Source organism: Variovorax sp. 10N420 (assembly GCF_056394705.1).
This window is the reverse complement of record NZ_JBFTIJ010000016.1, coordinates 70,918-95,577: the sequence shown is the minus strand read 5'-3', so window position 1 is coordinate 95,577 and position 24,660 is coordinate 70,918. Positions and strand designations below refer to the sequence as shown.

24 protein-coding genes and 2 pseudogenes are annotated in these 24,660 nt (G+C 65.0%); 19 read left to right on the top strand and 7 right to left on the bottom strand.

The window, feature by feature from the left end; translation table 11 throughout:
- Positions 1-240, top strand: a pseudogene (gene garD / locus AC1DEK_RS27150) (galactarate dehydratase); the annotation flags it as partial.
- A gap of 27 nt (positions 241-267) precedes the next feature.
- On the opposite strand, the gene AC1DEK_RS27145 reads toward garD, so the two are convergent.
- The gene (locus tag AC1DEK_RS27145; protein ID WP_478128418.1) at positions 268-1,263 is read right to left on the bottom strand and encodes a lysylphosphatidylglycerol synthase domain-containing protein; all 996 of its coding nucleotides are present in this window, start codon (positions 1,261-1,263) and stop codon (positions 268-270) included.
- A gap of 153 nt (positions 1,264-1,416) precedes the next feature.
- On the opposite strand from AC1DEK_RS27145, the gene AC1DEK_RS27140 reads away from it, so the two are divergent.
- The 14 genes from AC1DEK_RS27140 to AC1DEK_RS27075 all read left to right on the top strand — a co-directional run bounded on the left by AC1DEK_RS27140 (position 1,417) and on the right by AC1DEK_RS27075 (position 16,727).
- Positions 1,417-2,058 carry a cytochrome c3 family protein gene (locus tag AC1DEK_RS27140; RefSeq protein WP_478128417.1) on the top strand — a complete coding sequence of 214 codons (642 nt, stop codon included), beginning with the start codon at positions 1,417-1,419 and terminating at the stop codon, positions 2,056-2,058.
- A gap of 34 nt (positions 2,059-2,092) precedes the next feature.
- Positions 2,093-4,945 carry a 4Fe-4S dicluster domain-containing protein gene (locus AC1DEK_RS27135; protein ID WP_478128416.1) on the top strand — a complete coding sequence of 951 codons (2,853 nt, stop codon included), beginning with the start codon at positions 2,093-2,095 and terminating at the stop codon, positions 4,943-4,945.
- On the top strand, positions 4,942-6,288 hold the full coding sequence (gene nrfD, locus AC1DEK_RS27130; RefSeq protein ID WP_478128415.1) for an NrfD/PsrC family molybdoenzyme membrane anchor subunit: 1,347 nt from the start codon (positions 4,942-4,944) through the stop codon (positions 6,286-6,288). Before AC1DEK_RS27135 ends, nrfD begins: the two co-directional genes overlap by 4 nt.
- A complete protein-coding gene (locus AC1DEK_RS27125; RefSeq protein WP_478128414.1) occupies positions 6,288-6,827 on the top strand; it encodes a DUF3341 domain-containing protein in 540 nt (179 codons plus the stop codon). Before nrfD ends, AC1DEK_RS27125 begins: the two co-directional genes overlap by 1 nt.
- Positions 6,824-7,465 (top strand): c-type cytochrome, encoded by a 642-nt coding sequence (locus AC1DEK_RS27120; protein ID WP_478128413.1) that lies wholly within the window; start codon positions 6,824-6,826, stop codon positions 7,463-7,465. The genes AC1DEK_RS27125 and AC1DEK_RS27120 overlap by 4 nt, the downstream gene beginning before the upstream one ends.
- Positions 7,465-8,553: a hypothetical protein gene (locus AC1DEK_RS27115; RefSeq protein WP_478128412.1), complete on the top strand. Its 1,089-nt coding sequence runs from the start codon at positions 7,465-7,467 to the stop codon at positions 8,551-8,553. Before AC1DEK_RS27120 ends, AC1DEK_RS27115 begins: the two co-directional genes overlap by 1 nt.
- A complete protein-coding gene (locus tag AC1DEK_RS27110; protein WP_478128411.1) occupies positions 8,540-8,878 on the top strand; it encodes a hypothetical protein in 339 nt (112 codons plus the stop codon). Before AC1DEK_RS27115 ends, AC1DEK_RS27110 begins: the two co-directional genes overlap by 14 nt.
- Complete coding sequence (locus tag AC1DEK_RS27105; protein ID WP_478128410.1) at positions 8,875-9,666, top strand: SCO family protein; 792 nt, start codon at positions 8,875-8,877, stop codon at positions 9,664-9,666. Before AC1DEK_RS27110 ends, AC1DEK_RS27105 begins: the two co-directional genes overlap by 4 nt.
- A 3-nt stretch (positions 9,667-9,669) precedes the next feature.
- Positions 9,670-10,650: a cytochrome c oxidase subunit II gene (coxB, locus tag AC1DEK_RS27100; RefSeq protein WP_478128409.1), complete on the top strand. Its 981-nt coding sequence runs from the start codon at positions 9,670-9,672 to the stop codon at positions 10,648-10,650.
- A complete protein-coding gene (gene ctaD / locus AC1DEK_RS27095; RefSeq protein WP_478128408.1) occupies positions 10,647-12,251 on the top strand; it encodes a cytochrome c oxidase subunit I in 1,605 nt (534 codons plus the stop codon). The genes coxB and ctaD overlap by 4 nt, the downstream gene beginning before the upstream one ends.
- Positions 12,248-12,892, top strand: a complete 645-nt coding sequence (locus tag AC1DEK_RS27090) for a cytochrome c oxidase subunit 3 (RefSeq protein WP_478128407.1) — start codon at positions 12,248-12,250, stop codon at positions 12,890-12,892. Before ctaD ends, AC1DEK_RS27090 begins: the two co-directional genes overlap by 4 nt.
- On the top strand, positions 12,889-13,227 hold the full coding sequence (locus tag AC1DEK_RS27085; RefSeq protein ID WP_478128406.1) for a cytochrome C oxidase subunit IV family protein: 339 nt from the start codon (positions 12,889-12,891) through the stop codon (positions 13,225-13,227). The genes AC1DEK_RS27090 and AC1DEK_RS27085 overlap by 4 nt, the downstream gene beginning before the upstream one ends.
- Positions 13,228-13,457: 230 nt before the next feature.
- Positions 13,458-14,522 carry a glycosyltransferase family 4 protein gene (locus AC1DEK_RS27080; protein ID WP_478128405.1) on the top strand — a complete coding sequence of 355 codons (1,065 nt, stop codon included), beginning with the start codon at positions 13,458-13,460 and terminating at the stop codon, positions 14,520-14,522.
- Between the two features lie 24 nt (positions 14,523-14,546).
- Complete coding sequence (locus AC1DEK_RS27075; protein ID WP_478128404.1) at positions 14,547-16,727, top strand: amylo-alpha-1,6-glucosidase; 2,181 nt, start codon at positions 14,547-14,549, stop codon at positions 16,725-16,727.
- Here the strand turns inward: AC1DEK_RS27075 and AC1DEK_RS27070 are convergent.
- The gene (locus AC1DEK_RS27070) at positions 16,724-16,933 is read right to left on the bottom strand and encodes a hypothetical protein (protein ID WP_478128403.1); all 210 of its coding nucleotides are present in this window, start codon (positions 16,931-16,933) and stop codon (positions 16,724-16,726) included. The genes AC1DEK_RS27075 and AC1DEK_RS27070 overlap by 4 nt on opposite strands.
- 225 nt (positions 16,934-17,158) lie before the next feature.
- Here AC1DEK_RS27070 and AC1DEK_RS27065 point away from each other — a divergent pair, with 225 nt between their 5' ends.
- From AC1DEK_RS27065 to AC1DEK_RS27055, 3 genes are read left to right on the top strand one after another with little or no spacing between them, the layout of a single operon-like run.
- On the top strand, positions 17,159-17,710 hold the full coding sequence (locus tag AC1DEK_RS27065) for a type 1 glutamine amidotransferase domain-containing protein (protein WP_478128402.1): 552 nt from the start codon (positions 17,159-17,161) through the stop codon (positions 17,708-17,710).
- 36 nt (positions 17,711-17,746) lie between these two features.
- Complete coding sequence (locus AC1DEK_RS27060; protein ID WP_478128401.1) at positions 17,747-17,965, top strand: hypothetical protein; 219 nt, start codon at positions 17,747-17,749, stop codon at positions 17,963-17,965.
- Positions 17,962-18,366, top strand: a complete 405-nt coding sequence (locus AC1DEK_RS27055) for a TraR/DksA family transcriptional regulator (RefSeq protein ID WP_478128400.1) — start codon at positions 17,962-17,964, stop codon at positions 18,364-18,366. The genes AC1DEK_RS27060 and AC1DEK_RS27055 overlap by 4 nt, the downstream gene beginning before the upstream one ends.
- A gap of 21 nt (positions 18,367-18,387) precedes the next feature.
- Here the strand turns inward: AC1DEK_RS27055 and AC1DEK_RS27050 are convergent, their stop codons facing one another.
- The 3 genes from AC1DEK_RS27050 to AC1DEK_RS27040 form a co-directional block, all read right to left on the bottom strand.
- Complete coding sequence (locus AC1DEK_RS27050; RefSeq protein WP_478128399.1) at positions 18,388-19,179, bottom strand: SDR family NAD(P)-dependent oxidoreductase; 792 nt, start codon at positions 19,177-19,179, stop codon at positions 18,388-18,390.
- 21 nt (positions 19,180-19,200) lie between these two features.
- Positions 19,201-20,016, bottom strand: a complete 816-nt coding sequence (locus tag AC1DEK_RS27045; protein ID WP_478128398.1) for a hypothetical protein — start codon at positions 20,014-20,016, stop codon at positions 19,201-19,203.
- A 117-nt stretch (positions 20,017-20,133) separates the two neighbouring features.
- On the bottom strand, positions 20,134-20,688 hold the full coding sequence (locus AC1DEK_RS27040) for a histidine phosphatase family protein (RefSeq protein ID WP_478128397.1): 555 nt from the start codon (positions 20,686-20,688) through the stop codon (positions 20,134-20,136).
- Positions 20,689-21,064: 376 nt separating this feature from the next.
- Here AC1DEK_RS27040 and AC1DEK_RS27035 point away from each other — a divergent pair.
- Positions 21,065-21,181: pseudogene (locus tag AC1DEK_RS27035) on the top strand (helix-turn-helix transcriptional regulator); the annotation flags it as partial.
- A gap of 103 nt (positions 21,182-21,284) precedes the next feature.
- On the opposite strand, the gene AC1DEK_RS27030 reads toward AC1DEK_RS27035, so the two are convergent.
- Together AC1DEK_RS27030 and AC1DEK_RS27025 are read right to left on the bottom strand one after the other, a co-directional pair.
- Positions 21,285-23,195 (bottom strand): tannase/feruloyl esterase family alpha/beta hydrolase, encoded by a 1,911-nt coding sequence (locus AC1DEK_RS27030; protein ID WP_478128396.1) that lies wholly within the window; start codon positions 23,193-23,195, stop codon positions 21,285-21,287.
- Positions 23,196-23,461: 266 nt separating this feature from the next.
- Positions 23,462-24,649, bottom strand: coding sequence for a thiolase family protein (locus tag AC1DEK_RS27025; RefSeq protein ID WP_478128395.1), 1,188 nt, complete (start codon positions 24,647-24,649; stop codon positions 23,462-23,464).
- Positions 24,650-24,660: the final 11 nt, after the last annotated feature.

Genomic DNA, 24,660 nt, shown 5'->3' with positions numbered 1-24,660 from the left:
GGCCTGGCGCAGGTGCCGGTCATCAAGGTCGCCACGCGCGAAGACCTCGCGCGCCGCTGGCACGACTTGATGGACATCAATGCCGGAACCATCGCCACCGGAGAGAAGACCATCGCCGACGTCGGCTGGGAGATGTTCAGGCTGATGCTGGACGTCGCCAGCGGCCGCAAGAAGACCTGGGCGGAGCAGTGGAAGCTGCACAACGCACTCGTGCTCTTCAACCCCGCGCCGGTGACCTGACCTGACTTGTCACTCGCCGGCGTCCACTCAAGGCACATGCCGCCCCATAGGCTGCGGCGTGTGCGCCTGCACCAACGGATTCGCCGCGTTGCGGCGGCGGGACATGTATCTCTCCAGCCCAAAATAGATTCCCATCGCACCCGCAAGCGGCACCAGGTAGTAAAGCGCTCGGTACGCCAGCACCGCCCCCATGAGCCGGCCCTGCGGAACAGCGCCTGCCAGCAGCATCAGGTAGACGGCTTCCAGCACGCCGAGGCCGGCGGGGACGGGTGTCACCACGCCCGCGATTGCGGCCGTCATCAGCACGGCCAGCGTGATCGGGTACGACACCTGCTGGTCCAGCAGCAGGTACATGACCCCGCCCATCGTGAACCAGTGGCCCGCCGACACCACGAGTTGCAGCAAGGCAAGGCCGGGCGCGGGCAGACGAATCCTGCGATGCCGCACTTGCCAGGTGCGCCCATGAGCCATCGCACAGACTGCGACGTACGCGCAGGCCAGCGCGATCATCGCGAACCCGAGCGCCTGCAAGGCTTCGGCCGTCAGTGGCGATCGTGCTGGCGGCGTGATGGCGCGTGCGGCGAAGAGCCCCCCAGCGATGACGCCGTAGCCCATCCAGTTGGTCGTCGCACTCATCGCGATGATCTGCGCGATCGTGACTTCGTCGAGCCCGGCCCGCGCATACAGGCGCACTCGGGTCGCGACGCCTCCGAGCAGAGTCCCCAGATTCAGCGTGAACGCATAGGTCGCCATGCCGATGCAGAAGGTCTGCGGCCGCGGGAGCCCGTGTCTTGTGTGGCGTCGTCCCAGCAGGTCGAAGCAGCCATACAGCATGTGGCTCACGATGGCGAGGCCTAGCCCTCCGAGCAGAAGCAGCGGCGAATAGTGCCGCAGGGCCGACCAGGCGCCCGCCCAATCGATCTCGTGCGCATGCGACAGCAGCACACTCAGCACGACGGCCGAGACGGGGATGAAGGCCCAGCGTCGGACTGCGCGCAAGATGACCTTCAAGTTGCTCGGCATCCTCGATGTACTCGTTCTTGTCAGCGATAGGTTAACGATATTGGTGACCGAAAGTGGGGCCCGATCGCAAGTGCGCGGGTGTCAGTCGAGGGCGCTGAATGAGGAAGCAAAAGGCGGACACCACGGCACCCCCAACTGTGCTAATACGCCGCGATGGCCCAAATCATCCAGCGCCAAACCGAATTGGCAGTCAGTCTGACGTTGATCGGATTGTTCGTGCTGGTGGCACTGGGCATTGGCATCGCGGCCTGGCGCGGATTCGAGGACACGGGCGAAAACGAGATCGTGCAGCAACCGGTTCCCTTCAGCCACAAGCATCACGTCGGGGATGTCGGACTCGATTGCCGTTACTGCCACACGTCCGTGGAGACCTCCGCATCCGCGGGCTTTCCGTCAACGCAGATTTGCCTCAACTGCCACTCGCAGTTGTTCTCCGACGCACCCCTGCTGGCGCCCGTTCGGGACAGCGCCAAAAGCGGCAATCCCATCGCATGGAACCGGGTCCATCGACTGCCGGATTTCGTGTATTTCGATCACAGCATTCACATCAGCAAGGGCGTGGCCTGCATCGAATGCCATGGCCGGGTCGACCAGATGCCGTTGATGCGCCGCGTTGCCACGCTCCAGATGGAGTGGTGCGTCAAATGCCACCGCAACCCGCTTGCGCATCTGCACGATCCTTCGAAGGTGTTCAGCATGCAGCCGCTGGACGATGGAGACACCGCAACGGTTCGGATGATTGCCCGCCTGTTGAGCGAGCGCCGCCTGACCGATTGCTCGACCTGCCATCGATAGCACCACTCGCTCGCCTCTCGCCTCCACCCGCGCCATGACTTCGACGAAATCCGTGATCGAGATCGTGTCTGAACCAGGGATGACGCGGCGGCATGCCATGACCCTGATGGCCGCGTCCGTGGCGCTGGCGAGCGCCGGTTGCACCCGCGCTCCTCCAGGACAGGCACACCCTTTCGTCCGCATGCCCGAGGCGGGATTGGGCGAAGGCGCGATCTTCTATGCGACGAGCTTCGTGCGCAGCGGCTTCGCCCATGGCGTGCTGGTGGGCACGCGGGAAGGTCGGCCGATCAAGATCGAGGGCAATCCGCTGCACCCCGCCAGCCTGGGAACCAACGACTCGTTTGCGCAGGCCTCGGTGCTGGAGCTGTGGGACCCCGACCGCTCGCAGACTGTGCAAAGCCGCCCGAAGCCCGGCATCGATGCGAGCCCTTCGACGTGGGCCGCCTTCGACACCGCCTGGCGCGAACGCGCGAGCCGCTGGGGCGAAGGCAAGGGACCCGGGCTGCGCATCCTGACGCCCACCATCACATCGCCTACGCTGCAGGCGCAGCTGGGCGAACTCGTCGCGCGCTATCCAGGCACTGTCTTGCACAGGCACGATCCTCTTTCTCCCGCTTCTGCGTTGAGCGGCACTCGAACCGCCTTCGGGCGACCGGTGCGCCCGCGGCACGATTTCGGCAAGGCAAGGCTGATCGTTTCGTTTGGGGCCGACCCGTTCACCGGCAGTCCGGAGAGCGTTCGATGCGCTGCCGACTGGGCACGAGCCCGGGCCGCCGCGGGGACCGGCCATGCAGCTCGATTGGTCGCCGTCGAGACAACGCCCGGACTCTTCGGCGCACGCGCCGACGATCGCATCGCCCTGCCTCCAGCGGCAATCGAGGCACTGCTGGAGCGGGTCGCCGGGCACTTCATCGAGGTGGACCGTGCAAATGATGGCAATAGCAACAGCGCCGGTCCGGACGCCGATGCCGCGCGCTTCGAAACGCGCCTGGTCTCAGCGCTGCGCGCCGCGGGACCGGACGCGTTGATCGTGGTCGGCGACGCGCTGACACCGCGCGCACATGTGCTTGCATGGGCACTTCATCAAAAGCTGGGATCGGTCGGTCGCACGATCGAAGGCATCGACCCACCCGAAGGAGGCGGCGGCCAGGACCTGCAAGCTCTGCTCGACGCCATCAGGAACGGTGCGGTCGACACGCTCCTGGTCATCGGAGGCAACCCCGCGTATGACACGCCGGGCGAGTTGTCCGTAGCAGAGGCGATCTCGCAGGTGCCTTTCACCGTGCGCGCCGGGCTCTACACAGACGAAACCGCGCGATGCTGCCGATGGCACTTGCCCCTGAGCCACACCTACGAGCAATGGAGCGACGCGCGCGCGTTCGACGGCAGCGCCTCGCTGATTCAGCCAGTGATCATGCCGCTGTACGACACGCGATCCGCGCATGAGCTGGTCGCCGCCATGCTCGACGACACCGTGCGGGATGGCCGCGAGCTCGTGCGACGCCAGTGGCGCGAGCAGCAGCCGCCAGGCCGTGCGGGCGACGATTTCGAGCAGTTCTGGCGCGAGAGTCTGCGCAATGGCGCGATCGCCCAGAGCGCCTTCGAGCCGCTGTCGCTGCCGCAAGCGAACGTGCCTCGCGCCGACCGGGCTCCGCAGCAAGCCGGCGCACTTGCCGCAGTCTTCGTTCCCGATCCTTCGGCGGGGGACGGCGCATTCGCGAACAACGCATGGCTTCAGGAACTGCCGCGCCCCTTCACCCACATCACCTGGGGAAACGCACTGCATCTCGGCCCGCGCACGGCAGCATCGCTTTCGCTGCGCAATGGCGACGTGGTGCGCGCCGCCATCGGTCCCAAATCGATCGAAGCGCCTGTGTGGGTGCAGGCCTCGCATGCGGAAGGTGCAGCCACCCTGCCGCTCGGTTTGGGCCGCACGGAGGCCGGCCGCGTGGGCTCCGGCATTGGCTTCGATGCATACGCGCTCAGGCCGGCGGCCAGCGAAGGCACCGCGCCGTTGACGCTGACCGCCACCGGACGCCACATCGAGTTCGCGCGCACGCAGCACACCATGTCGCAGGAAGGCCGCGAACTCGCCCGCAGTGTTCCGGCGTCCAAGGCCGCGATCACGCCCAAGGAGCCGGCCCCCTCGCTCTATCCGCCGATGAACAGGTTCGCCGAGCACGCCTGGGGCATGGCGATCGACCTGGATGCATGCATCGGCTGCAATGCCTGCACCGTCGCATGCCAGGCCGAGAACAACATCCCGGTCGTGGGTGCGGAGCAAGTGGCGCGCGGTCGTGCAATGCACTGGATTCGCATCGACCACTACGAGGAAGCCGAAGCGCCGAGCCATAGCGGCGTGTTCCAGCCCGTGCCGTGCATGCATTGCGAAAACGCGCCGTGCGAGATCGTCTGCCCGGTCGGCGCGACGGTGCATGACAGCGAGGGCCTGAACGTGCAGGTCTACAACCGCTGCGTCGGCACGCGGTTCTGCTCCAACAACTGCCCGTACAAGGTGCGGCGCTTCAACTTCCTCCAGTACAGCGACGAGTCGACCGAAACACTGAAGGCACAGCGCAATCCGGACGTCACGGTGCGCGCGCGCGGCGTGATGGAGAAGTGCACGTATTGCCTCCAGCGGATCACGCGGGCGCGGCTGCAGTCGGAGCGCTCCGGACGGCCGCTCGCGGACGGCGACGTGGTGACGGCCTGCCAGGCTGCTTGCCCGACAAGCGCGATCCACTTCGGAGACCTTGCCGATCCGGGCAGTGCCGTGTCGCGCGCGAAGGCATCGCCGAGGCACTACACACTGCTGGAAGAACTCAACACGCGCCCGCGGACGACCTACCTTGCGCGCGTCGTCGCCGATGACGAGGCCGGTCAATGAGCGCCGCGCCGCCCGTCCTGCGCGGCCACTGGGGCTACGCGAGCATCACCGACAAGATTGCCGATCTGGTGCTGTCGCGGCCCTCCGGCAAGCTCTGGCGAATCGCCTTCTGGGGCACGTTCGCGGGCACGCTCGGTTTCGGCGCGGCCATCGTCTACCTGCTGCGCACAGGCGTCGGCATATGGGGCGTCGACATTCCGGTGGCTTGGGGCTTCGCGATTGCCAATTGCGTGTGGTGGATCGGCATCGGCCACGCGGGCACTTTCATTTCGGCGGTGCTGTTGCTGTTGCGCCAGAAGTGGCGAACCTCCATCAACCGGTTCGCCGAAGCGATGACACTGTTCGCCGCCACCATGGCGGCGATCTTTCCTCTGCTGCATCTGGGACGCGCCTGGAAGTTCTATTGGATCGCGCCCTACCCCGACACCATGGGCCTGTGGCCGCAATGGCGCAGTCCGCTCGTGTGGGATTTCTTTGCGATCGCGACTTACATCATCGTGTCGTTCGTGTTCTGGTACGTGGGGTTGATCCCCGACCTCGCCACGCTGCGCGACCGCGCCGAGGGGCGCATCAAGCGCTTCGTCTTCGCGCTCGGCGCGCTCGGGTGGCGGGGCGAAGCGCGGCAGTGGGTGCATTACGAGAAGGCCTATCTGCTGGTGGCGGGCCTGGCGACACCGCTGGTCGTGTCGGTGCATTCGGTGGTCTCGCTGGACTTCGCGATCGGCAACACACCGGGCTATCACTCCACGATCTTTCCGCCCTACTTCGTCGCCGGCGCGCTGTTCTCCGGCTTTGCCATGGTGCTGACCATTGCGATCCCCTTGCGCCGCGCTTTCGGCTTGCACGACTTCATCACCGAAGTGCATCTCGACCACGCAGGCAAGGTCCTGCTGGCGACTTCTTCGTTGGTAGCCTATGGCTATCTCAGCGAGATCTTCATGGCGTTCTACAGCGGGGACCGCTACGACATCGCGATGACCGAAGACCGCTGGGTCGGCTTCTATGCGCCGGTCTACTGGTCGATGCTGGTGTGCAACGTCTTGCTGCCGCAATTGCTGTGGTGGCGTCGCTGCCGCAGAAGCGCCGGACTGCTTCTGGGGCTCAGCCTCGCGATCAACCTGGGCATGTGGATGGAGCGGGTACTCATCGTGGTCTCCAGCCTCCATCGCGACTTCATGCCCTCGGCATGGGGCTTGTTTGTGCCGACCGCCTGGGACTGGGTCTTCCTGCTCGGCTCCATCTGCGCGTTCGCATGGCTGTTCCTCGCGTTCGTCCGCGTCCTGCCGGTGATCTCCATGGCCGAGATGCGCGAGCTGGAGCACACCGAGGCGGAGGCCGGCTGATGAACGACGCCACCCAACCCTGGGGACTCATCGCCGAGTTCGCCTCTTCGGACGCGCTGCTGAATGCGGTCCGCGAGGCGCGTTCCGCGGGCTATCGCCGTGCGGAGGCTTACGCGCCTTTCGCCGTCGAAGGGCTCGGCGAAGCACTCGGTGTGCGTCCTCGCGGCGTTGCGTTCGCTTGCCTGGTCGGCACGGTGCTCGGCGGCGTGCTGGGCTACTTCATGCAGTGGTACGCGGCTGTCGTGTCCTACCCCATCGACATCGGCGGGCGTCCGCTTCATAGCTGGCCGATGTTCGTTCCGGTGAGTTTTTCTCTCGCGGTGCTGGGAGGTGCATTCGCCACGGTCGGAGCGATGCTGTGGCGCGCAGGCATGCCCAGGCTCTACCACCCCGTCTTCAATGCGCCGGACTTCGATCTCTCGATGCGCAACCGGTTCTTCCTGTGCCTGCGTCGGGACGATCCGGCCTTCGACGACCGGCAGGCGCGGGCGCTCTTGCAGCGTCTCGATCCGCTGCGCGTGAGCGAGGTGATGCCGTGAGGCCAAGCGCCGTCCTCGCCGCCCTGCTCTGCCTGTGCGGCGCAGTGTCGATGCTGGCGGGATGCGACCGCTCCGAACGCGACATGCTGCGGCAACCCAAGCTGCTGCCTGACACGGCCAGCTCGCTCTTTCCGGACAAGATGGGGACGCGTCCACCGCCGCCGGGGACCGTGGCCCGTGCGAGCGGCGACATTGCGGCGACTTCGAGCGGTCGCGCCGGGTCTCAGCATCTGGGCGATCAGGAAGCGGCTCTCGCTCAGCAGGCGCTCCCCGAAAGGCCGTCAAGTGCGCTCCTGCTTCGAGGCCAGGAGCGCTACACCATCTATTGCGTGCCCTGCCACAGCCCGGTCGGGGACGGTGATGGCCCGGTGGTGCGGCGGGGCTTCCCATCACCGCCGTCTTTTCACATCGACCGCCTGCGCGCCGTCGACGATCGCCATTTCTTCGATGTCATCACCCATGGCTATGGCGTGATGTATTCGTATGCGGACCGCGTCCAGCCCTCGGACCGGTGGGCCATCGCCGCCTACATACGTGCATTGCAGTTGAGCCGGCATGCACTCGTCGCCGATCTGCCGGCACCGGCCGAGCCGCAGAGTTGGCATCCGGTGCCGGGTTCGACCAAGGAGCTCCGGTGATGCGCCGCGTCTGCGCGCCTCGCGCCACCGCTCTCGGTGCCGTGCTGCTGCTTCTGGCCGGATTCGTCGCCGGATGGCACGGCGGCACGCGCGTCTTTCTCGCCGCCTGGCTGGCCGCGTGGTGGTGGTGTGTCGGCATCGTGATGGGCGCCTGCATCAACCTGTGGCTGCACAGGCTCACCGGCGGGCGCTGGGGCGAAGTGCTGCGCCCGGCGGCCGCGCTGCTGATGGTTCGCCGTTGGTGGCTCGGCCCGCTCTTTGTCCCGATTGCCTTGGGCGTGACGGCGCTTTACCCCTGGGCCTCGCCGCATTCGGACGTGTTGAGCAGACTGGAAGAACCCGCCTTTGCGCGCGCATGGCTCGACCTTCCGGCGTTCGCGTCGCGGATGCTGTTGTATGGGCTCGTCTGGTTCTGGCTGTCGCGCAGTGCCCTTCGGCCGGTGCTCAGCAGGCGACGCGCGGCGGCGAGCCTGATCATCCATTCGCTGCTGGGCTCGCTGGCTGCAATCGATCTGCTGATGTCGCTCACGCCTGGATGGCGCAGCACGGGTTTCGCTCTGCTGGTCCTGGTCTCGCAAGCACTCGCTGGCGCCGCGGCCCTGACCGCGTGGACGGCGTGGCGCCTGCCCGCGACCCTGCAATCGAAGGCCGCGCCTGAAGTCCCGGTCGGCCGTGACCTGGGCAACCTGCTGCTCATGTACGTGCTGACCTGGGGCTACCTGGGCTTCATGCAGTTCCTGATCATCTGGGCCGAGAACTTGCCGAACGAAATCTCGTGGTTCGTTCCGCGCTTGCAGACAGGCTGGTTCAACGTGGGCTTGGCCCTGGTCGGATTGCAGCTTGCGTTGCCGGTCGCGGCACTCGTCATGCGCCCCATCAAGGATCGTCCCGCCACGCTCGGCGCCACGGCCGGGCTTCTCCTTCTGGCCAACGCGCTTGATTCGGTATGGCTGGTCGTTCCGTCAGTCGATCCCCATGCAGCAGCCATATGGTGGCTGGCACCCCTTTGCATGGCGGGCATTGGCTTGCTGGTGTTTGCACCGATGCTCGATGCAGGAACGAGGGAGGTGGCGAATGCCCGCGCGTGATCCCGGTCCGCGTCGCACAGTACTGGCGCTCCTCGGCCTGCTGGCCCTCGTCTTTTGCGTGATGCTGCTGGCCTACTGGCAAGTCGGCAAGGGAGACCCGGCAGGCCTCTCTGAAGCACAGGCCAGGCCCGACCTTCAAACGGCACCGCAGGACGACCTGGCGACCTATCGAAAGGAGAAGCAGGACGAGCTCGATGCAACCGGTCCGGTTCCCGGATCACCGGGCTACGTGCGCATCCCCGTCGATCGCGCGATGAGCCTGATGACCGAGCGCGGGCTGCGCGCCCGGTCCGGCCCTGCCACGCGGCAAGGGGCGCCGCAATGAGGTTGCTGTCGAACATGCTGCCGCTGCTCTGCGCGCTGTTCGCCGCTGTGCCTGCGCTTGCCGAGGCACCGCTGGCATTGCCATCGGCGCCCCAGGTCCAGCTCGTACAACGAATCGGTGCGGTGTTGCCGCTGGATGTCTCGATGGTCGAAAGCAACGGCAAGCCGATGCGCTTGCGCGAATTCTTCGGCGGCGACCGGGCAGTGGTGCTAGTGCCGGGCTACTACCAATGCACCGAGTTGTGCGGGCTCGTCATGCAGGGCGTGCTCGAGGCGCTGCAAGGCAGCGGGCTGCCGCAGCGCTCCTGGCGCATCGTCGGCTTCAGCATCGACCCCGACGAGACACCGGCCATGGCCCGCGCTCGCGAATCCGACTACCGCGACTACGCCCGCTTCCTCGCCGATCGTGACATCGACATTCATCTGCTGACGACGAGCGCCCCGACATCCGAGCGTCTCACTCGTGCGCTCGGCTACGCGGTCCAGCGCGGCGACAACGGCATCGCTCACAGCGCCGGCTTCGTGGTCGCCACGCCACAGGGAACCGTCGCGCGCTACTTTCCGGGCGTGCGCTTCGACGCGCGCGAGTTGCGCCTCGCCGTCGAGCAAGCGGCAGGCGGGCATGTCGGCTCGCTCACCGATCGGCTGACGCTGCTGTGCGGCCACTACGACCCCGTCACTGGGCGCTACAGCGTCGCTGTCATGGACGCGATGCGCATCCTCGGCTGCATGGGCGCGATCGCGATGGGCCTGTGGATCTGGCGCCGCCGCGCCGCGAGCGCTTCCTGAGCCATGAACGAACTACCCGCCGTCCTCGCGCCGTCCGGTATTCGGCTGTTCATGCCGGAGGCGTCGTCGATCGCCTCGCACACCGATGCGCTGTTCGGCGCGATGCTGTTGCTGTGCGGCGTCATGGCGCTGGCCGTTGGCAGCCTCATCGTATGGATGTGCGTGCGCTACCGCAGCGGGTCGGATGTGGATCGCACCGACCCGCCAAGCAACGCAGGCGGCCTCGAAGCAGCGTGGACCATCGCCCCGCTTCTGATCTTTCTCGGCCTCTTCATGTGGGCCGCGAGCCAATACCTCACCTTGCGGGAGCCGCCAGCCGGCGCCCTGACGATCAATGTCGTCGGCAAGCAATGGATGTGGAAGCTGCAGCATCCGAGTGGCCGGCGCGAGATCAACACGCTGCACGTGCCTCTGGGGCAGCCGGTTGCGCTCGTCATGTCGTCGCAGGACGCCATCCACAGCTTCTACGTACCGGCCTTCCGTCTCAAGCAGGACGTGGTTCCGGGCCGCTTCACGCGCTTCTGGTTCACTGCCACCCGGATTGGCGAATACAGGCTGTTCTGCTCGGAGTATTGCGGGAGCGACCATTCGGCGATGGTCGGCGTCGTGACGGTCATGCCCGCGGCCGAATACGCGCGCTGGACGCAAGCCGGGCCGCCCGAGAACGGCACGATCGAACAAGGATTTGCCCTCTTTCGCAGCGCCGGCTGCAGCGGCTGCCACAACGCGGCCTCGACGGTGCACGCGCCGCTCCTGCAGGGCCTGAGCGGCCGACTGGTGCATCTGCAGGACGGCCGCACCATCGTCGCCGACGACAACTACCTGCGCGACTCCATCCTGCAACCCGGCAAGGACGTCGTCGCCGGCTTCGCGCCCGTGATGCCGAGCTTCCAGGGCCAGTTCGACGAGGCGCAACTCCAGTCCTTGATTGCCTACCTGCGTGCCGGTGCCCCGGCAATGCCTGATGTGGAGCAACTGCGATGACCAGCTACCTGACCGACGGGCTCACCATCCGCTCATGGTTTCTTGCGCATGACCACAAGCGCATCGCGATCCTCTATGCGGTGGCGATCACCTTCTTCTTCTTTGTCGGCGGCGCGGCGGCCACGATGATCCGGCTCGAACTCGTGACGCCCGCCGGCGACCTCGTCCGCGCCGACACCTACAACAAGCTCTTCACCGCGCACGGTGTCGTGATGGTCTGGCTGTTCCTGATCCCGTCGATCCCCTCCGTGGTGGGCAACTTCGTGCTGCCGATGATGATCGGCGCCAAGGACCTCGCCCTGCCGCGCCTGAATCTCTTGAGCTGGTATCTCTATATCGCCGGTGGCCTGCTCACCCTGCTGGCGCTCTTCTTCGGCGGCGTCGACACCGGCTGGACTTTCTACACGCCCTACGCCACGATGTTTTCCAACGGCTACGTCGTGCTGACGCTGGTCGGCGTCTTCGTGACGGGCTTCTCGTCGATTGCCACGGGCTTGAACTTCATCGTCACGGTCCACACGATGCGCACGCCGGGCATGGGCTGGTTCCAGCTGCCGTTGTTCGTCTGGGCGATCTACGCGACCAGCATCATCCTCGTGCTGGCAACGCCGGTGCTGGCCATCACGACGCTGCTGGTGGTGGCCGAACGGCTCTTCCAGGTGGGTGTGTTCGATCCGGCGTACGGCGGCGATCCCTTGCTGTTCCAGCACCTGTTCTGGTTCTACTCGCACCCGGCGGTGTACATCATGGTGCTGCCCGCCATGGGCGTCGTCAGCGAGATCGTTCCGTGCTTTGCGCGCAAGCGGATCTTCGGCTATCGCTTCATGGCCTATGCCATGCTGGCCATCGCCGCATTCGGTTTCCTGGTGTGGGGGCATCACATGTTCGTGAGCGGGCAATCGACCGCCGCCAGCGTGGTGTTCTCGTTCCTGAGCTTCATGGTCGCGGTGCCCTCGGCCATCAAGGTCTTCAACTGGACGGCCACCCTGTACAAGGGCTCGATCCGCTTCGATGCGCCGATGCTGTATGCGCTCGGCTTTGTCGGCCTGTTCACCATCGGCGGGCTCACGGGGCTCTTTCTGGCGTCGCTTGCGCTCGACGTTCATCTCACCGACACCTACTTCGTGGTGTCCCACTTCCACTACATCATGGTGGGCGGCGCGGTGATGGCGTACTTCGGGGCCTTGCACTTCTGGTGGCCCAAGGTCACGGGGCGGCTCTATCACGAGCTGTGGGCGCGCATTGCGGCGGTGCTGATCTTCGTCGGCTTCAATCTCACGTTCTTTCCTCAGTATCTGCTGGGCTTTCAGGGAATGCCCCGGCGCTATCACGCCTACGCGCCGGAATACCAGGTGCTCAATGTGCTGTCCTCCGCGGGGGCGGTGGTGCTGGCCCTGGGCTACCTGATGCCGCTCTTCTATCTGATCCGGTCACTGCACCATGGCGCGCGCGCCGGGCGCAATCCATGGAACGCGACAGGCCTGGAGTGGCAGACCTCCTCGCCGCCCCCGACCCACAATTTCGACGCGCCGCCGAAGGCGCCCGGCGATGCGTACGACTACACGCCGCAGCACCGCGCCGACGCGAAGGCGCTGCAATGACGAACATGACGAACGCAGCGGCTTCCGGCTCGCGGCCAGGCGCCCCTCGCGTCGGGGAGTTCGGCATGTGGGTGTTCATCGGCAGCGAAGTCCTTTTCTTTGGCGCCCTGCTGCTGACCTATGCCTTCGGCCGCGCGCAGTGGCCCGACGGATTCGCGGCGGCGAGCCGCCACACGGACGTGGTGCTCGGCACCCTGAACACCGCCATCCTGCTCAGCAGCAGCGCCTGCGTCGCCATGGCCGTCGAAGCGCACTCTGCCAACGCGGCAAGGCTGTCCTCTCGCCTGCTCGCGGCCACTGCGGTCCTCGGCATCGTCTTCCTGATGATCAAGGGCATCGAATACCGCAAGGACTGGCATGAAGGGCTCTTCCCGGGGCCGGCATTCCGGCTGGGCGACAGCGAAGATGTGCCGCAAGGCGCGCAGATGTTCTTTGCTTTCTATTTCCTTTCAACGGCCCTGCATGCCATTCACGTGAGCATCGGCATTGCGCTCATGGCTGCGCTCGCCGTCGGCTGCCGACGCCGTCTCGACTGGGCGAGTGGCGCTGCCGTCTCCGTGGCCGGGCTCTATTGGCACTTCGTGGACATCGTGTGGATTGCCCTCTATCCACTTCTTTATCTCGTGAGCCGCCATTCATGATCACCGCAGACCTTCGCCGCCGCATCCGCCGACTCGCGCTCGTCTGGCTGGCATTGATCGCGTTGCTGATGACCAGCCTCGGCAGCGCCTACCTCTCGCTGGGTACGTACGGCTGGGTTCCCGGCGTGGCGATTGCCGGCATCAAGACGGCCATCGTCGTGCGCTGGTTCATGCGCATCGATCGCGCGTCACCCTGGAGCCGCTCGGCGTGCTTCACCGCGCTTTGCACGCTGGCACTGTTGTGCGGCTTGAGCTATTTCGACGGCGCGACGCGCCCTCACGATGCCGCGGCATGGCAGCAGCCGAAGCAATTGCCGCCCGCGAGAACCCGGTGATCCGGGCCTGACGGTGCGTTCGCACGCTGACGAAAGCCAGCGGCTTACAGGAGCGCAAGTCGGCGGTTCCAAGGACCGCGCCGGCCGTGCAAGCCGACGACGTCGCCCGTCTGCGCCGCCGCAGCAGCAGCCCGTGAGGATTTGGACGACAGCGCAAGCCGCCAGATTCCGATAAGCCCCCCCGGCCCGGCGCCTAGAGTTGCGGGCTCAGCTCCGAAAGTGACTGGTCCATGAAAATCGCGCAGATCGCCCCGCTCTATGAAGCCGTTCCCCCTCGCCTCTATGGCGGAACAGAACGCGTGGTGGGCCATCTGGTCGATGCCCTGGTGGAGCAAGGCCACGACGTCACGCTCTTCGCCTCCGGCGATACGCTGACCCGCGCGAAGCTGGTCGCCACGCGCAAGCAGGCGCTGCGCCTCGACCCGGCGCCGCTGAAGTCAGACCTTGCCGCGCATCTGTCGATGCTGCATGAGGTGCGGCGCCGCGCGCATGAATTCGATGTGCTGCATTTCCACACGGACATGCTGCACTTCCCCCTGTTCGAGGACATGGCCGGCTGCACCTTGACGACGCTGCACGGGCGGCTCGACATCGCCGACCTTGCCGGCGCCTACGGCCGCTGGGACAAGTTCGCGCTGGTGTCGATCTCCGATCGACAGCGCAAGGACATGCCCGATGCGAACTGGTATGCCACCGTGCACCATGGCGTCGATCCGGCGGGCTTCCGGTTCAATGCCACGCCGCGCGGGGACTACCTCGCTTTCCTGGGCCGGATCTCGCCGGAGAAGCGACCCGATCGCGCCATCGCCATTGCATGCGCCGCAGGCGTGCCGATCCGCATTGCAGCCAAAGTAGACGCCGTGGACCGCAACTACTTCGTGCGCGAGATCGAACCGCTCCTCGCGCATCCGCTGGTCGAATACATCGGCGAAATCGGGGCCGAGCAAAAGGCCGATTTCCTGGGACAAGCGCGCGCGCTTCTGTTCCCGATCGACTGGCCGGAGCCCTTCGGCCTCGTGATGATCGAAGCGATGGCGTGCGGAACGCCTGTCATCGCATGGCGCTGCGGGTCCGTTCCCGAGGTGCTGGAAGACGGCAAGAGCGGTTTCATCGTCGACGACATGGCGCAGGCCGTGCAAGCGGTCGAGCAGGTACGGCATCTGCCGCGCGCGCGTGTGCGCGCGGAGTTCGAGCATCGATTCACCGCCGACGCGATGGCGCGACGCTACGTGCAGTTGTATTGGCAACTGGCACGCGACAGCCGGAATGCGCTGCTCGAAGGTGAAGCCGCATAATTTCCATCGCAACCGGAGTTGCTCATGAACGAGCCTGACGCAGGCGCACTGCAGGAAAACGCGTGGCCTCCTCCACCCGCGCGCTCCGGCCAGCGCCTCTTCGTATTGAAGGAAGGTGACACCTTCATCGTGGCGGACGCCATGGGCGACATCACGGGTGAAGGCGATGGCCTCTTCCACAACGACACGCGGCTGCTGTCCACCTTCAGGGTTTTGATGAATGGGCAGACGCCCAGCCTGCTCTCCAGCGACGTCAGCCAGGACAACGCCTTCTTCACGGCCAACCTGACGAACCATCCATTGCCCCCGCTGGGTGGCGAATCGATGCCCGAAGGCGTGATTCACCTGGAGCGGCGGCGCTTCCTCTGCAACAACCGCGTCTATGAACGCATCTCGCTCGTCAACTACAGCGATCTCGCAACGCGCGTGCCGCTGCAGTTGCTTTACGCGGCCGACTTTCGCGACATGTTCGAAGTGCGCGGGCAAACCCGCACCAAGCGCGGCGAATTCGCTGCCGGGCAGGTCGGCGAACACTGCGTCGAACTTCGCTATCGCGGGCTGGACTCCGTGTGGCGCGACGTTTCCATCGCTTTCTCCGAAGTCCCGCAGCAGATGAACGACTCCGGGGCATCGTTCGACGTCGCATTGGCCGGGCGACAGCATTGGGTGCTCTATCTCGAGGTCGGCTCCGGGCTCGCGCTGCCCTCGCGTCTTCGCTATCGGGACGCCGCCGCACGTGCGCGCCGCGGCTTGCGCGTCCGGCGCCGCCGGGGGGCGCGACTGCACGCATCCAACCGGCTCTTCCAGGCGTGGATCGACAAGTCCGAAGCCGATCTCGCCCTGCTGACGACCGACTTGCCGACGGGGCCTTATCCGTATGCGGGCATCCCGTGGTTCTCGACGCCGTTCGGGCGCGACGCGGTCATCACGGCGATGCAGACACTCTGGCTCGACCCGGCTCTGGCGCGCGGCGTGCTGGCCTTCCTGGCAGCGCACCAATCGCATGAAACCTCGTCCTTCCGCGATGCGGAGCCGGGAAAGATCATGCACGAGACCCGCAAGGGCGAGATGGCCGCGGTCAACGAACTGCCCTTTGGCAAGTACTACGGCGGCGTGGACACGACCCCGCTTTTCGTGATGCTCGCGGCTGCCTACGCACGACGCACCGGCGACCATGGCTTCATCGACGACATCTGGGGCGCCTTGCTGGCGGCCACCGCGTGGATCGAGGACAACGTACGGCGCCACGACGGCTTCGTGAGCTATGCGCGCGGCGAGACCACCGGCCTTGCGAATCAGGGCTGGAAGGACAGCCATGACTCCGTCTTCCACGCCGACGGCAGTTCGCCGGTCGGGCCGATTGCGCTGGTGGAAGTCCAGGGCTATGCGTTCTCCGCATTTCTCGGCATGGCCCACATGGCGGCGCGGCGCGGCGACCACGACAGCGCAACCCGCTGGAACGAGTCCGCCAGGGAAATGGCCGCGCGCGTCGAAAAGAAGTTCTGGCGGGATGAGCTTCAGTTCTACGCATTGGCGCTCGACGGGCTTGGCGATCCTTGCCGGGTGCGCGCATCGAACGCGGGGCACCTTCTGTTCACGGGCCTGCCTTCGGCCGAGCGCGGACGGGCGGTCGCGCGGCAACTGCTCACCGGTGCGTTCGACACCGGCTGGGGCCTGCGCACGCTGCCCGCCAACATGGCGCGCTTCAATCCGATGTCGTATCACAACGGGTCTGTCTGGCCGCACGATGTCGCGGTATGCGCCGCCGGCATCGCGCGCTACGGCGAACGCGATGGCGCCGTCCACCTCATCGGCAGCATGTTCGAGGCCGCGATCAATTTCGGGCTGCGGCTGCCGGAGCTGTACTGCGGTTTCAATCGCGCATCGGGCGAAGCGCCGGTCGCCTATCCGGTGGCCTGTTTGCCGCAGGCGTGGGCGGCGGGTTCGGTGTTCATGCTGCTGCAGTCGGTGCTCGGGGTTCATGTCGACGGGCACGAACACACATTGCGCGTCGATCAGCCGCTCTTGCCGCAGGGCATCGAAACCATCGAACTCCACGGACTGCAACTAGGCGGGAACCGGGTCGACGTCGCATTCAGTCGCGCCAATGGACGCGTGGTTGCATTTGCCGAGCAGCGGGAGGACCCCGCAGGACGCCAGCAGGGAGCGGCGCGAAAGAGAGTGCGCTTCGATCTTCGCTACTAGGCTTCTTTGCTCTTCTTGCCTTCCTTGCCTTCCTTGCCTTCCTTGGCTTGCTCCCCGCGACGTTCACGGCCGAGTTGCTCCATCATCTTTTCACCGACGCGGTCCTTCCCATCGCTCGGTACCGAGTCCTCCTGGGTGATCTCGGGTTCCTCTGCGTCATCGATCCTGTTGCGCGAAGGCGGCGGCTTCGTGACTCTTGGCTTCATCTTCGCTCCAGTGATTGCTGAGTGTTGAGGGAGCCCATGGTGGGCCAACCCCGCGCCATCGGCCTCGGTGGAAGTCGCCCAGTTCTGTCGGTGACCACTGACGGCCGAGCCGACCAGCGGCTTTGTGCAATGCACCCCCTCCTGTCCGACAGGCTGTGCAGGCCAACGCTGATCCGGCAGGCCCTTTGTGACGGCTAGGGTGAAGGTTTTTCAGGAGGTACTGTCATGGCTGACAAGCAACTCGATGGCGTGCGTGTCGCGATCCTGGTGACCGATGGCTTCGAGCAGGTCGAAATGGTGAAGCCGCGCAAGGCGCTCGATGACGCCGGCGCAGTGACGAAGCTCGTTTCGCCCAAGGACGACAAGGTGCGCGGCTGGAACCACCACGATCAGGCGGACTCGTTTCCCGTCGACGTCCCCTTGGCCGAGGCGCAACCCGAGGAGTTCGATGCACTGCTGCTCCCGGGCGGCGTGGTCAATCCCGACGCGTTGCGCATCGACGGCAAGGCCGTCGCCTTCGTTCGGTCGTTCATCGATGCGGCCAAGCCGATTGCCGCGATCTGCCACGGTCCCTGGACGCTGGTCGAGGCCGAGGGCGTCAAGGGCCACCAGATGACGTCATGGCCCTCGCTGCACACCGATCTGAAGAACGCCGGTGCGGATTGGGTGGACGAACCCGTGGTGGTGGACGATGGATTGGTCACCAGCCGCAGGCCCGACGACATCCCCTACTTCAATGCCGAGATGGTGAAGCTCTTCGCGAGCGCTGCGCATTGAGCGGGACTCGCAATGTCTCGACAACCAGGATTTGCCATGAAACCACAGGGCCAGGTCGGAAGCGATGAACGCGATAACAAGCGCGTCATCCGCTGGGGCGCCATTGCCATTGCAGTGCTGCTGGTGGGTGCGCTGAGCTACAACTTCTTCTCGACGCAGCGAAGCGAGGAGCCCGCAGGGCCGGCGAACTCGCAGTCGTCGACGCCATCTCAGCCTCCCTCGGGCGGCGCGACCACGGGCACGCAGACACGATGACTGATGCCCGTGCCCATCTGAACGAGGCGCAGCTGCAAGAACTCGAAGCGCTGCTGGTGCGCCGCGAGGAGGACCTGCGCGCTGAAGTGCGGGATCTCAAGCAAAGCGGTCTCGCGTCCAGCGAACCCCGTCCGCGTGAGGTCAATGACCCCGTCGACATTGCCGACGAGCGCTTCCTCGCCGGACTCGATCATGTGCAGTTGATGCGCGACCAGGAGGAGTTGCGCGACATCCAGGACGCGCGCGAACGCATGCGCGAGAAGCGCTTCGGCTTCTGCGACGAATGCGACGAGCCGATTCCTTTCGCTCGCCTGCTGGCGAAACCGACGGCGAAGCTCTGCCTGGAGCATCAGGAGCAGTGGGAGAACAACCACCGCTCGGTTCCGCCGTTTGGTGCGTAGGGGGCCTTGCAGCCCTTATCGTCATCTCTCCGCCGTGCCCGGCTCCGCCAGCTTCCGGTGACCCTCGGCCGACATCTGCGAAGGCAGCACCTTGGCCATCGCGACCTGCATCTTGTTCTTGAGACCGGCGACCACGTCGGCCTCTCCGTCTTCCATGGCCTTGAAGCCGATCTTCGCGACTTCGGCGGGGTCCATCTTCTTGTCGGTGCCCACCTTCGTGTCCAGCATGTCCGCACGCGCGAAGAATTCAGTGTCGGTGGGACCTGGCATCAGGCAAGTGACGGTCACCCCCGAGTCCTTCAATTCGTTGCGCAAGGCCGCGGCAAACGAGTCCACGAATGCCTTGGTTCCGTTGTAGACAGCCTGGAAACTGCCGGGCATGAAGCCGGCGACCGAGCCGGTGACCAGGATCTTTCCGCGGCCGTCCGCGACCATCCTGGCGCCCAGCTCGCGCAGCAGGTACAGCGTGCCCGTGATGTTGGTGTCCACGACGTGCTGTATCTCGGCGAAATCCTGCTCCATGAACGCCCTGCCGAGGCCATGGCCAGCATTGGCGAGCAAGGCTTCGACGTGCCGGCCGCCCACCTTGGAGACCAATTTGTCGACACCGTCGCGGCTGGCAAGCTCGACCTGCACCGTCTCGACTTGCGCGCCGAGCGAGCGGCAGTCTTGCGCAGCCGCCTCCAGAGGCTGGTCGGCGGCCAGCAAAAGGTCGTAACCGCCTTCCGCGCAACACTTCGCCAGGTTGAAGCCAATGCCCGACGACGCGCCGGTGACGACCGCCAAGGGACGGCCGGAGATTTCATTTGCCATGGTGTGTTCCTCGAGTGCCGATCAACTATGTTGCTTGGAGCTCGAACTGTCGCCCGTACGGCTGCTGCTGCCGGAACCGCCAGAGCTACTTGACGAGGCACCTGACGCGCCCGACGCGCCTGACGTACCCGACGATGCTCCGCTCGAACCCTGGCCCGATGACTGCTGGCTGCGGGCTGCGCGCCAGGTGTTGAACTCGTCCGCGAACTTGCCGTACCGCTCACGCCGATAGGCATCGAAGTCGTCGTCGAAGCGCTCCATCTGCTCATTGCGCCATTGCAGATAGTCCGGGTCCGAGTGACGTCCCTGCCCCTGGATGTACTGCTGTCTTCCGCGACCCTGCACCCCGCTTCCAATACCGCTGCCCCATGTGCGCGGGCCGGTCGGCATGTCCCAGTCGCTCTGGCTCTGGTCACGGCCGTAGCCGCTCATGTAGCCGCCACCGAGCGTGCCTCGGCCCTGTTCGCTCTCGCGGCCGTATTCCCCTGGGCCGCCAAATCGCGATCCCTGCGATCCCTGCGATCCCTGCGAACCCTGGTTGTGCGTGCGCCAACTGTCGCGCTCATGCGATGAGCGGCCGTAGTCTCGATCGGGATTGCCTCGATCGAAATCGTTGCCCCAGTAGCCGCGCTGATAGTCACTGCCCTGGCCGCCTTGACTGCGGCCGCCCTGGGACCACCCCGACTCATAGCCGCCGTATTCGGAACCGCCCATCTGCGTGCTGCGGCCCTGAAAAGCCTCGTGCTGACCCTGGCCCTGTCCACGGCCCCGCCACTCGCGGTTCTGCTCGTCGCGCCAATCCTGACCGCCGCGCCGGTCGTCATCTCTCCACTGCATGGCAAACTCCTTTGAAAGGTTGGAAAACCAGACTAGATGGACGACCCCGTGCCTCTGTCGGAGCGAAGCGCGAGTTGCGTAGGAAGAGCACCGGCAGTGCAAAGACTTCAAAAGACTTCAGATGGATTCGCACCGATCGCCCGAAAGGAGCTGCTCGGGAACCTGGAAGAAGCGCCAACTCGTGTCGGATCCGGCTCGCTCAAAAACCCACACTAGGTCGAATCGGTCGTCCGGCCACGACTGGGGTGTTTCGTCCCGGCCACCCATGAGCGCATTGCCAATATCGACAATCGCCTTGTGCTCCCAAGCGACGAGCACCGCGCCGGGCAATTGCGCAATGTGCGCGACCAAGTCCGCCTCTTGCCCTTTCTGGAATTGCGTCGACACGGTTTTTCCGATGAAGCCGGCCAACGGCTGAAGGGTCTGCAGAGCACGTTCGCTGGGTGCCTTTTCCGTGGGCCGGGGGGCGAACAGGAACTCTGGCTTCTCGATATGCTCGGCGCCGCCTCCGGTAAAGCCGGTGAAGAAGCTCACCAGCGCTCCCGCCCTTTGCCAGCCGAGAACGCTCAGTGCCTGCGGGCTGGCGCTGCCATTCGAGTTCACCCCCTGGACGCTGCCGTCCTCATTGGGCTTCTCTGCATGGCGAATGACCATGACGCGATAAGTCTTCATGGCATGACAAGCAAAGTGGCTGGTATGCCGAAGCAAGCTGCGCCCGCCGACGCGACGACCGGGCAAGCCAAAGTCGTCTACTGCTGGCAGGTCAGTCCGACAACGAAGCCGTTGCCGTAGGATTCATCCGTCCGGCTCTTCAGTCCCCTGCCGAGTCGTCACCTCGCACGTGTGACCGACATTGCGTTCACGGTCTCGGCAAAACCCAACGGGTACTCCAAGACTGCGGGGGTCCTTCGGAAGAACGCAGTCTCCGAAGGACCCTTTGTTGAATCAGCGCATGGCGCCGCGCCGGCGAGGGCGAACGCGTTCAGTTGACACAGCTGTAGCTCGCTGCGATGTTGAGATCTCCAGTCCCGTTGTACTTGGGCCAGGTGATCTTGGCGTATCACCAGGCACCGTCAAGACCTATCGCGACCGCGCCTTCGATCGGCTTGGCATTCATCACCCCAACGAGTTATTCGCACTCGTGATGGGCAAGGGCCCAAACTGAACTAAGGGTGAGACGCCACAACGGCACCTGAAACTGCTCAGCATCAGCAGCAAAGCAAAAGGGCCGGTTCGCGGCCCTTTTGCATTTCCTGAGCCGCGGGCTATTACTGGCAAATGAAGTTCGCTGCGTCTTCGATGCTGCCGGTGCCCTTGTAGGTCGCGCTCGTTGGGTAGGCGCACAGTGGGCGGGTGCGGCCCGGCCATGGCGTCCCGACAGGAGCAGTACCGATGATCGACGCGGGCGCTGCGCCCTTCTCGACCCAGTTCACGACTGCAGCGAAAGCATCCATGGTGCTCGTTCCGGGCCCGCCCGAGCAGTGCTGCACGCCCGGCATCAGGAACAAGCGGGCGAATTCCTGCGTCTTCGCGTAGTTGAACGGCGTTCCGCCGTTGGCCGTGTTGAGTTGCTCATACCAGTCAACCATGGCCATCGGCGAGAAGGGACCGCCGCTTTGAGGCTGATACACGATCAGTTTGCCCTTCCTGCCCTTGAGCTTGGAATAGTCGGTCGAGTCCGCCTGCAGCTGATCGAACGACGAGACCGGGAATGCAACTGTCGTGTTGAACAAGCTCGCGTAATAGGCGTCGAGGTCGTAGTTCAGCATGATCTTGGTCAGACCCTCTGCTGCCGTCGGCGCCGGGGACGTCGGTGGCGTGGGTGCGAGAACCGTACTCAGCGCGCCTCCCGCGCCGCCGGTGAAGTCCAGCGAATTGTTCTGCGCGGTGGCGAGGTTCGCCTGGTAAGAGCCAATCTTCCACGAACGCCAGCCGGTTGCAATGTTGGTTGCACCCGCAGCGTTGCAATCCGCAGCGCTCGTGCAGCCCGCGATGCCGGCGTCCCACATCCATGGGTAGTAGGGGCGCTTGCCCGACGGAGTGACTGGCCCGGCATATATCTTCACGATCGCGTCGATCTGACCGGAAGTGAGACAACCGTCGGCCTTGGCGCCACTGCATTGCACAAGGTCGAGCTTCGGCAACACCTTGGATGTGGTGCACTGCAAAGGCTTGTTGACCATCCCATCGATCAGCCCATCCAAGCCGTCGCACGCATCCAGGACGGCCTTGGACACCAATTGCAGGTCTTGATTGGTGAAGGTGTTGCTGGCCAATGGCACGCCGTTCACCGAAGCAAGATTCATCGAAGTCGCCAGAGCGCCAAGAACTTGCGCGTCGTAGACCTCATGCGTGGACATCGTTGTGAGCTTGAAGCCCGGATCACCCGCCACGATTCCATCGTACTGGTCACCCAATCGTTGCGAGACCATCATCGCTTCGCGGCCACCCATGGAGCAGCCTTCGAAATAGGCGTAGTCCTGCGCTTCGTTGTAGTAGGTCTTGACGAAGGAGTTGAGAGCTTGAGTCGTCTGCTCGATGGCGCGATAGGCGAAATCCGTTCGAGCTTCGAAGTCAGTGGCGAAGGCACCCGTGGCCGCGGCCATGGGATCGTTGTTCTTGACGTTGTCGTGGCCGGAATCGTTGGCGGCGGTCGCATAGCCCTGCCGCAGTCGCGTGAGCGTGTCGGGAACGCTGCCATCGAGTCCACCTCCACCCGACATCGCAGAGCGTCCATTCCACGCCGTGGGCAAGCGGACTCGCCAGTTGATCGCGTAAGTCTGCGTCACACCCGGCGAGCTCTGGGCGCCGACACGCGCCGCGCGAATCGTGCCGACAAGATCGCAATGCTCGGGTGTGGCGGGCGTATTGCCTGAAGCAGCAACCGCGGCACTGAACGTGGCGGTCGTGACCTTCGTTTGGGCCGGAAAGCTCGCATTGTTTTCAACCAAGCCGGCCAATGCTTCGCAGGTCGACTTGCTCGGGCCCTGGAAGGGCGTCGTTGACGGCGGCGTCGAGGTCGTCCCTCCCCCCGAGCTGGCGGTCCCTGTTCCCGTTCCCGAGCCACTGCCGGAGGCAGGCGAGACCGGAAAGCCGCCGCCCCCGCCACCGCCACAGGCTCCGAGGGCCGCGATGGCGAAAAGGAGCGCCATCCGAGATGCACTAAGTTTGCCCAACATGTCTTGTCTCCGTGTGAGTTTTGAAGGCGCGATCAAGCCGCTTCGGTCCGGCTGTGGTGATGCTTGTCGCTGCAATCACAATACAGTTATGTACTGTGATTCTTAGGAATGTAAAACGTCCTCATTGCAGTGAGAGGCGGTGTTTTTACTTAGCAGCGTACATTTCTGTATGGACAAAAGACGCAATAGATCTCCATGCCGTCTCAAACGCCCTGCACGGCCCATGCGAGGCCAACGGACCACCGTTCGGGTGCCTTCGCAATGGTCTATGCGACTTCGATCACCACGGCAGCGCCCATGTCTCCGGCCGCGCAGCCAGTGAACAGGCCCACGCCGCCTCCGTCCATCGCGAGGGAATGCGCAAGCTCAGCAATGCCACGCATTCCAGTCGGCGATTGCGGGTGACCGTAGATAAGGCTGCAGCCGAGTGGATTCATGCGCTCGAGCGGAAAGCCCGTCTCGCGGTGCAGCCATAGGTCATTCACCGCAAAGGGATTGTGCGTGTTGATGATCTTGAGATCCGCCACGCGCTTGCCGGCAGACGTGAGCGCCTTGTGCGCCGCGATGGCAGGCGCCTTCGGCATACGGCCCTTCTCCGCGCGCGCGAACGCCGCTGACAGCAAGCGCACGACCGGTTGGCCATCGGCGAGTTGCACTGCCTTGGCCTTGCTCGTGAGGACTGCGCCTGCCGTGCCGTCCGCGGGATGCGTTTGCGTTCCGTGAGTGATGACGCCGCCGGGCTTCGCCGGCGAAAGCTTCGCCAAGCCTGCCGCGCTGTACTCGCTGATGCCTTCGTCTACCTCCAGCACGATCTTCGACTTGCGGGATTGAAGGACGATAGGCCGCAAATAGCGCTTCTGCGCGGCGCGGTCATCCCTCAATGAGTCTTCGTACTGGGAGTAACGCAGCAGCGTGAGTTCATCGCACTGCTGACGCGTGAAGCCGCCATCGACTGCAGTGCACTCCGCCGTGTAGAGCATGGATTCGCTCGTCCACGGATCGGCGGCGAAGGAATCGAGCACCCAGTTCGTCGTGTGGGGTGCCCCGCCCATCGAAGCGCTGCGCGGGTAGACAAGCAGCGGTCCGTTGCTGGTGCGGTCGGAAGTGACCACGACCTGCGTCTGGCCATCGCCAAGCTGCGACGCGGCTGCCGCGCTGACCAGGCAGGCCACAGCCGTGGCGCAGGCCTGTGCGATCGCCGGTCCCCCGATGCCCGGCATCCCCAATTGGGCCGCGATCCACGGCGGCGCGTAGAAGCTGTCTGGCTGGGGAATGGTGGTGCCGAAGACGATCTGCCCTTCGTCCGCAGGATGGAAACCGCCCGCCGCAAGCGCATCGCGTGTGACCTGCACCGCCAGGTCGAGTGCGGACGAATCAGCCGCCGCGCCCTGCCAGCGGATGAATGGTGAGCTCCACAAAAGGGGCAAGGGAATGTAGGCGTCGTCGAAACGCATGAAGACCTCTC

What these genes read in the sequence shown, in the direction of transcription:
- AC1DEK_RS27145 (WP_478128418.1), bottom strand. Translation starts at nt 1,263, where the DNA reads ATGCCGAGCAACTTGAAGGTCATCTTGCGCGCAGTCCGACGCTGGGCC.
- AC1DEK_RS27140 (WP_478128417.1), top strand. Translation starts at nt 1,417, where the DNA reads ATGGCCCAAATCATCCAGCGCCAAACCGAATTGGCAGTCAGTCTGACG.
- AC1DEK_RS27135 (WP_478128416.1), top strand. Translation starts at nt 2,093, where the DNA reads ATGACTTCGACGAAATCCGTGATCGAGATCGTGTCTGAACCAGGGATG.
- nrfD (WP_478128415.1), top strand. Translation starts at nt 4,942, where the DNA reads ATGAGCGCCGCGCCGCCCGTCCTGCGCGGCCACTGGGGCTACGCGAGC.
- AC1DEK_RS27125 (WP_478128414.1), top strand. Translation starts at nt 6,288, where the DNA reads ATGAACGACGCCACCCAACCCTGGGGACTCATCGCCGAGTTCGCCTCT.
- AC1DEK_RS27115 (WP_478128412.1), top strand. Translation starts at nt 7,465, where the DNA reads ATGCGCCGCGTCTGCGCGCCTCGCGCCACCGCTCTCGGTGCCGTGCTG.
- AC1DEK_RS27110 (WP_478128411.1), top strand. Translation starts at nt 8,540, where the DNA reads ATGCCCGCGCGTGATCCCGGTCCGCGTCGCACAGTACTGGCGCTCCTC.
- AC1DEK_RS27105 (WP_478128410.1), top strand. Translation starts at nt 8,875, where the DNA reads ATGAGGTTGCTGTCGAACATGCTGCCGCTGCTCTGCGCGCTGTTCGCC.
- coxB (WP_478128409.1), top strand. Translation starts at nt 9,670, where the DNA reads ATGAACGAACTACCCGCCGTCCTCGCGCCGTCCGGTATTCGGCTGTTC.
- ctaD (WP_478128408.1), top strand. Translation starts at nt 10,647, where the DNA reads ATGACCAGCTACCTGACCGACGGGCTCACCATCCGCTCATGGTTTCTT.
- AC1DEK_RS27090 (WP_478128407.1), top strand. Translation starts at nt 12,248, where the DNA reads ATGACGAACATGACGAACGCAGCGGCTTCCGGCTCGCGGCCAGGCGCC.
- AC1DEK_RS27085 (WP_478128406.1), top strand. Translation starts at nt 12,889, where the DNA reads ATGATCACCGCAGACCTTCGCCGCCGCATCCGCCGACTCGCGCTCGTC.
- AC1DEK_RS27080 (WP_478128405.1), top strand. Translation starts at nt 13,458, where the DNA reads ATGAAAATCGCGCAGATCGCCCCGCTCTATGAAGCCGTTCCCCCTCGC.
- AC1DEK_RS27075 (WP_478128404.1), top strand. Translation starts at nt 14,547, where the DNA reads ATGAACGAGCCTGACGCAGGCGCACTGCAGGAAAACGCGTGGCCTCCT.
- AC1DEK_RS27070 (WP_478128403.1), bottom strand. Translation starts at nt 16,933, where the DNA reads ATGAAGCCAAGAGTCACGAAGCCGCCGCCTTCGCGCAACAGGATCGAT.
- AC1DEK_RS27065 (WP_478128402.1), top strand. Translation starts at nt 17,159, where the DNA reads ATGGCTGACAAGCAACTCGATGGCGTGCGTGTCGCGATCCTGGTGACC.
- AC1DEK_RS27060 (WP_478128401.1), top strand. Translation starts at nt 17,747, where the DNA reads ATGAAACCACAGGGCCAGGTCGGAAGCGATGAACGCGATAACAAGCGC.
- AC1DEK_RS27055 (WP_478128400.1), top strand. Translation starts at nt 17,962, where the DNA reads ATGACTGATGCCCGTGCCCATCTGAACGAGGCGCAGCTGCAAGAACTC.
- AC1DEK_RS27050 (WP_478128399.1), bottom strand. Translation starts at nt 19,179, where the DNA reads ATGGCAAATGAAATCTCCGGCCGTCCCTTGGCGGTCGTCACCGGCGCG.
- AC1DEK_RS27045 (WP_478128398.1), bottom strand. Translation starts at nt 20,016, where the DNA reads ATGCAGTGGAGAGATGACGACCGGCGCGGCGGTCAGGATTGGCGCGAC.
- AC1DEK_RS27040 (WP_478128397.1), bottom strand. Translation starts at nt 20,688, where the DNA reads ATGAAGACTTATCGCGTCATGGTCATTCGCCATGCAGAGAAGCCCAAT.
- AC1DEK_RS27030 (WP_478128396.1), bottom strand. Translation starts at nt 23,195, where the DNA reads ATGTTGGGCAAACTTAGTGCATCTCGGATGGCGCTCCTTTTCGCCATC.
- AC1DEK_RS27025 (WP_478128395.1), bottom strand. Translation starts at nt 24,649, where the DNA reads ATGCGTTTCGACGACGCCTACATTCCCTTGCCCCTTTTGTGGAGCTCA.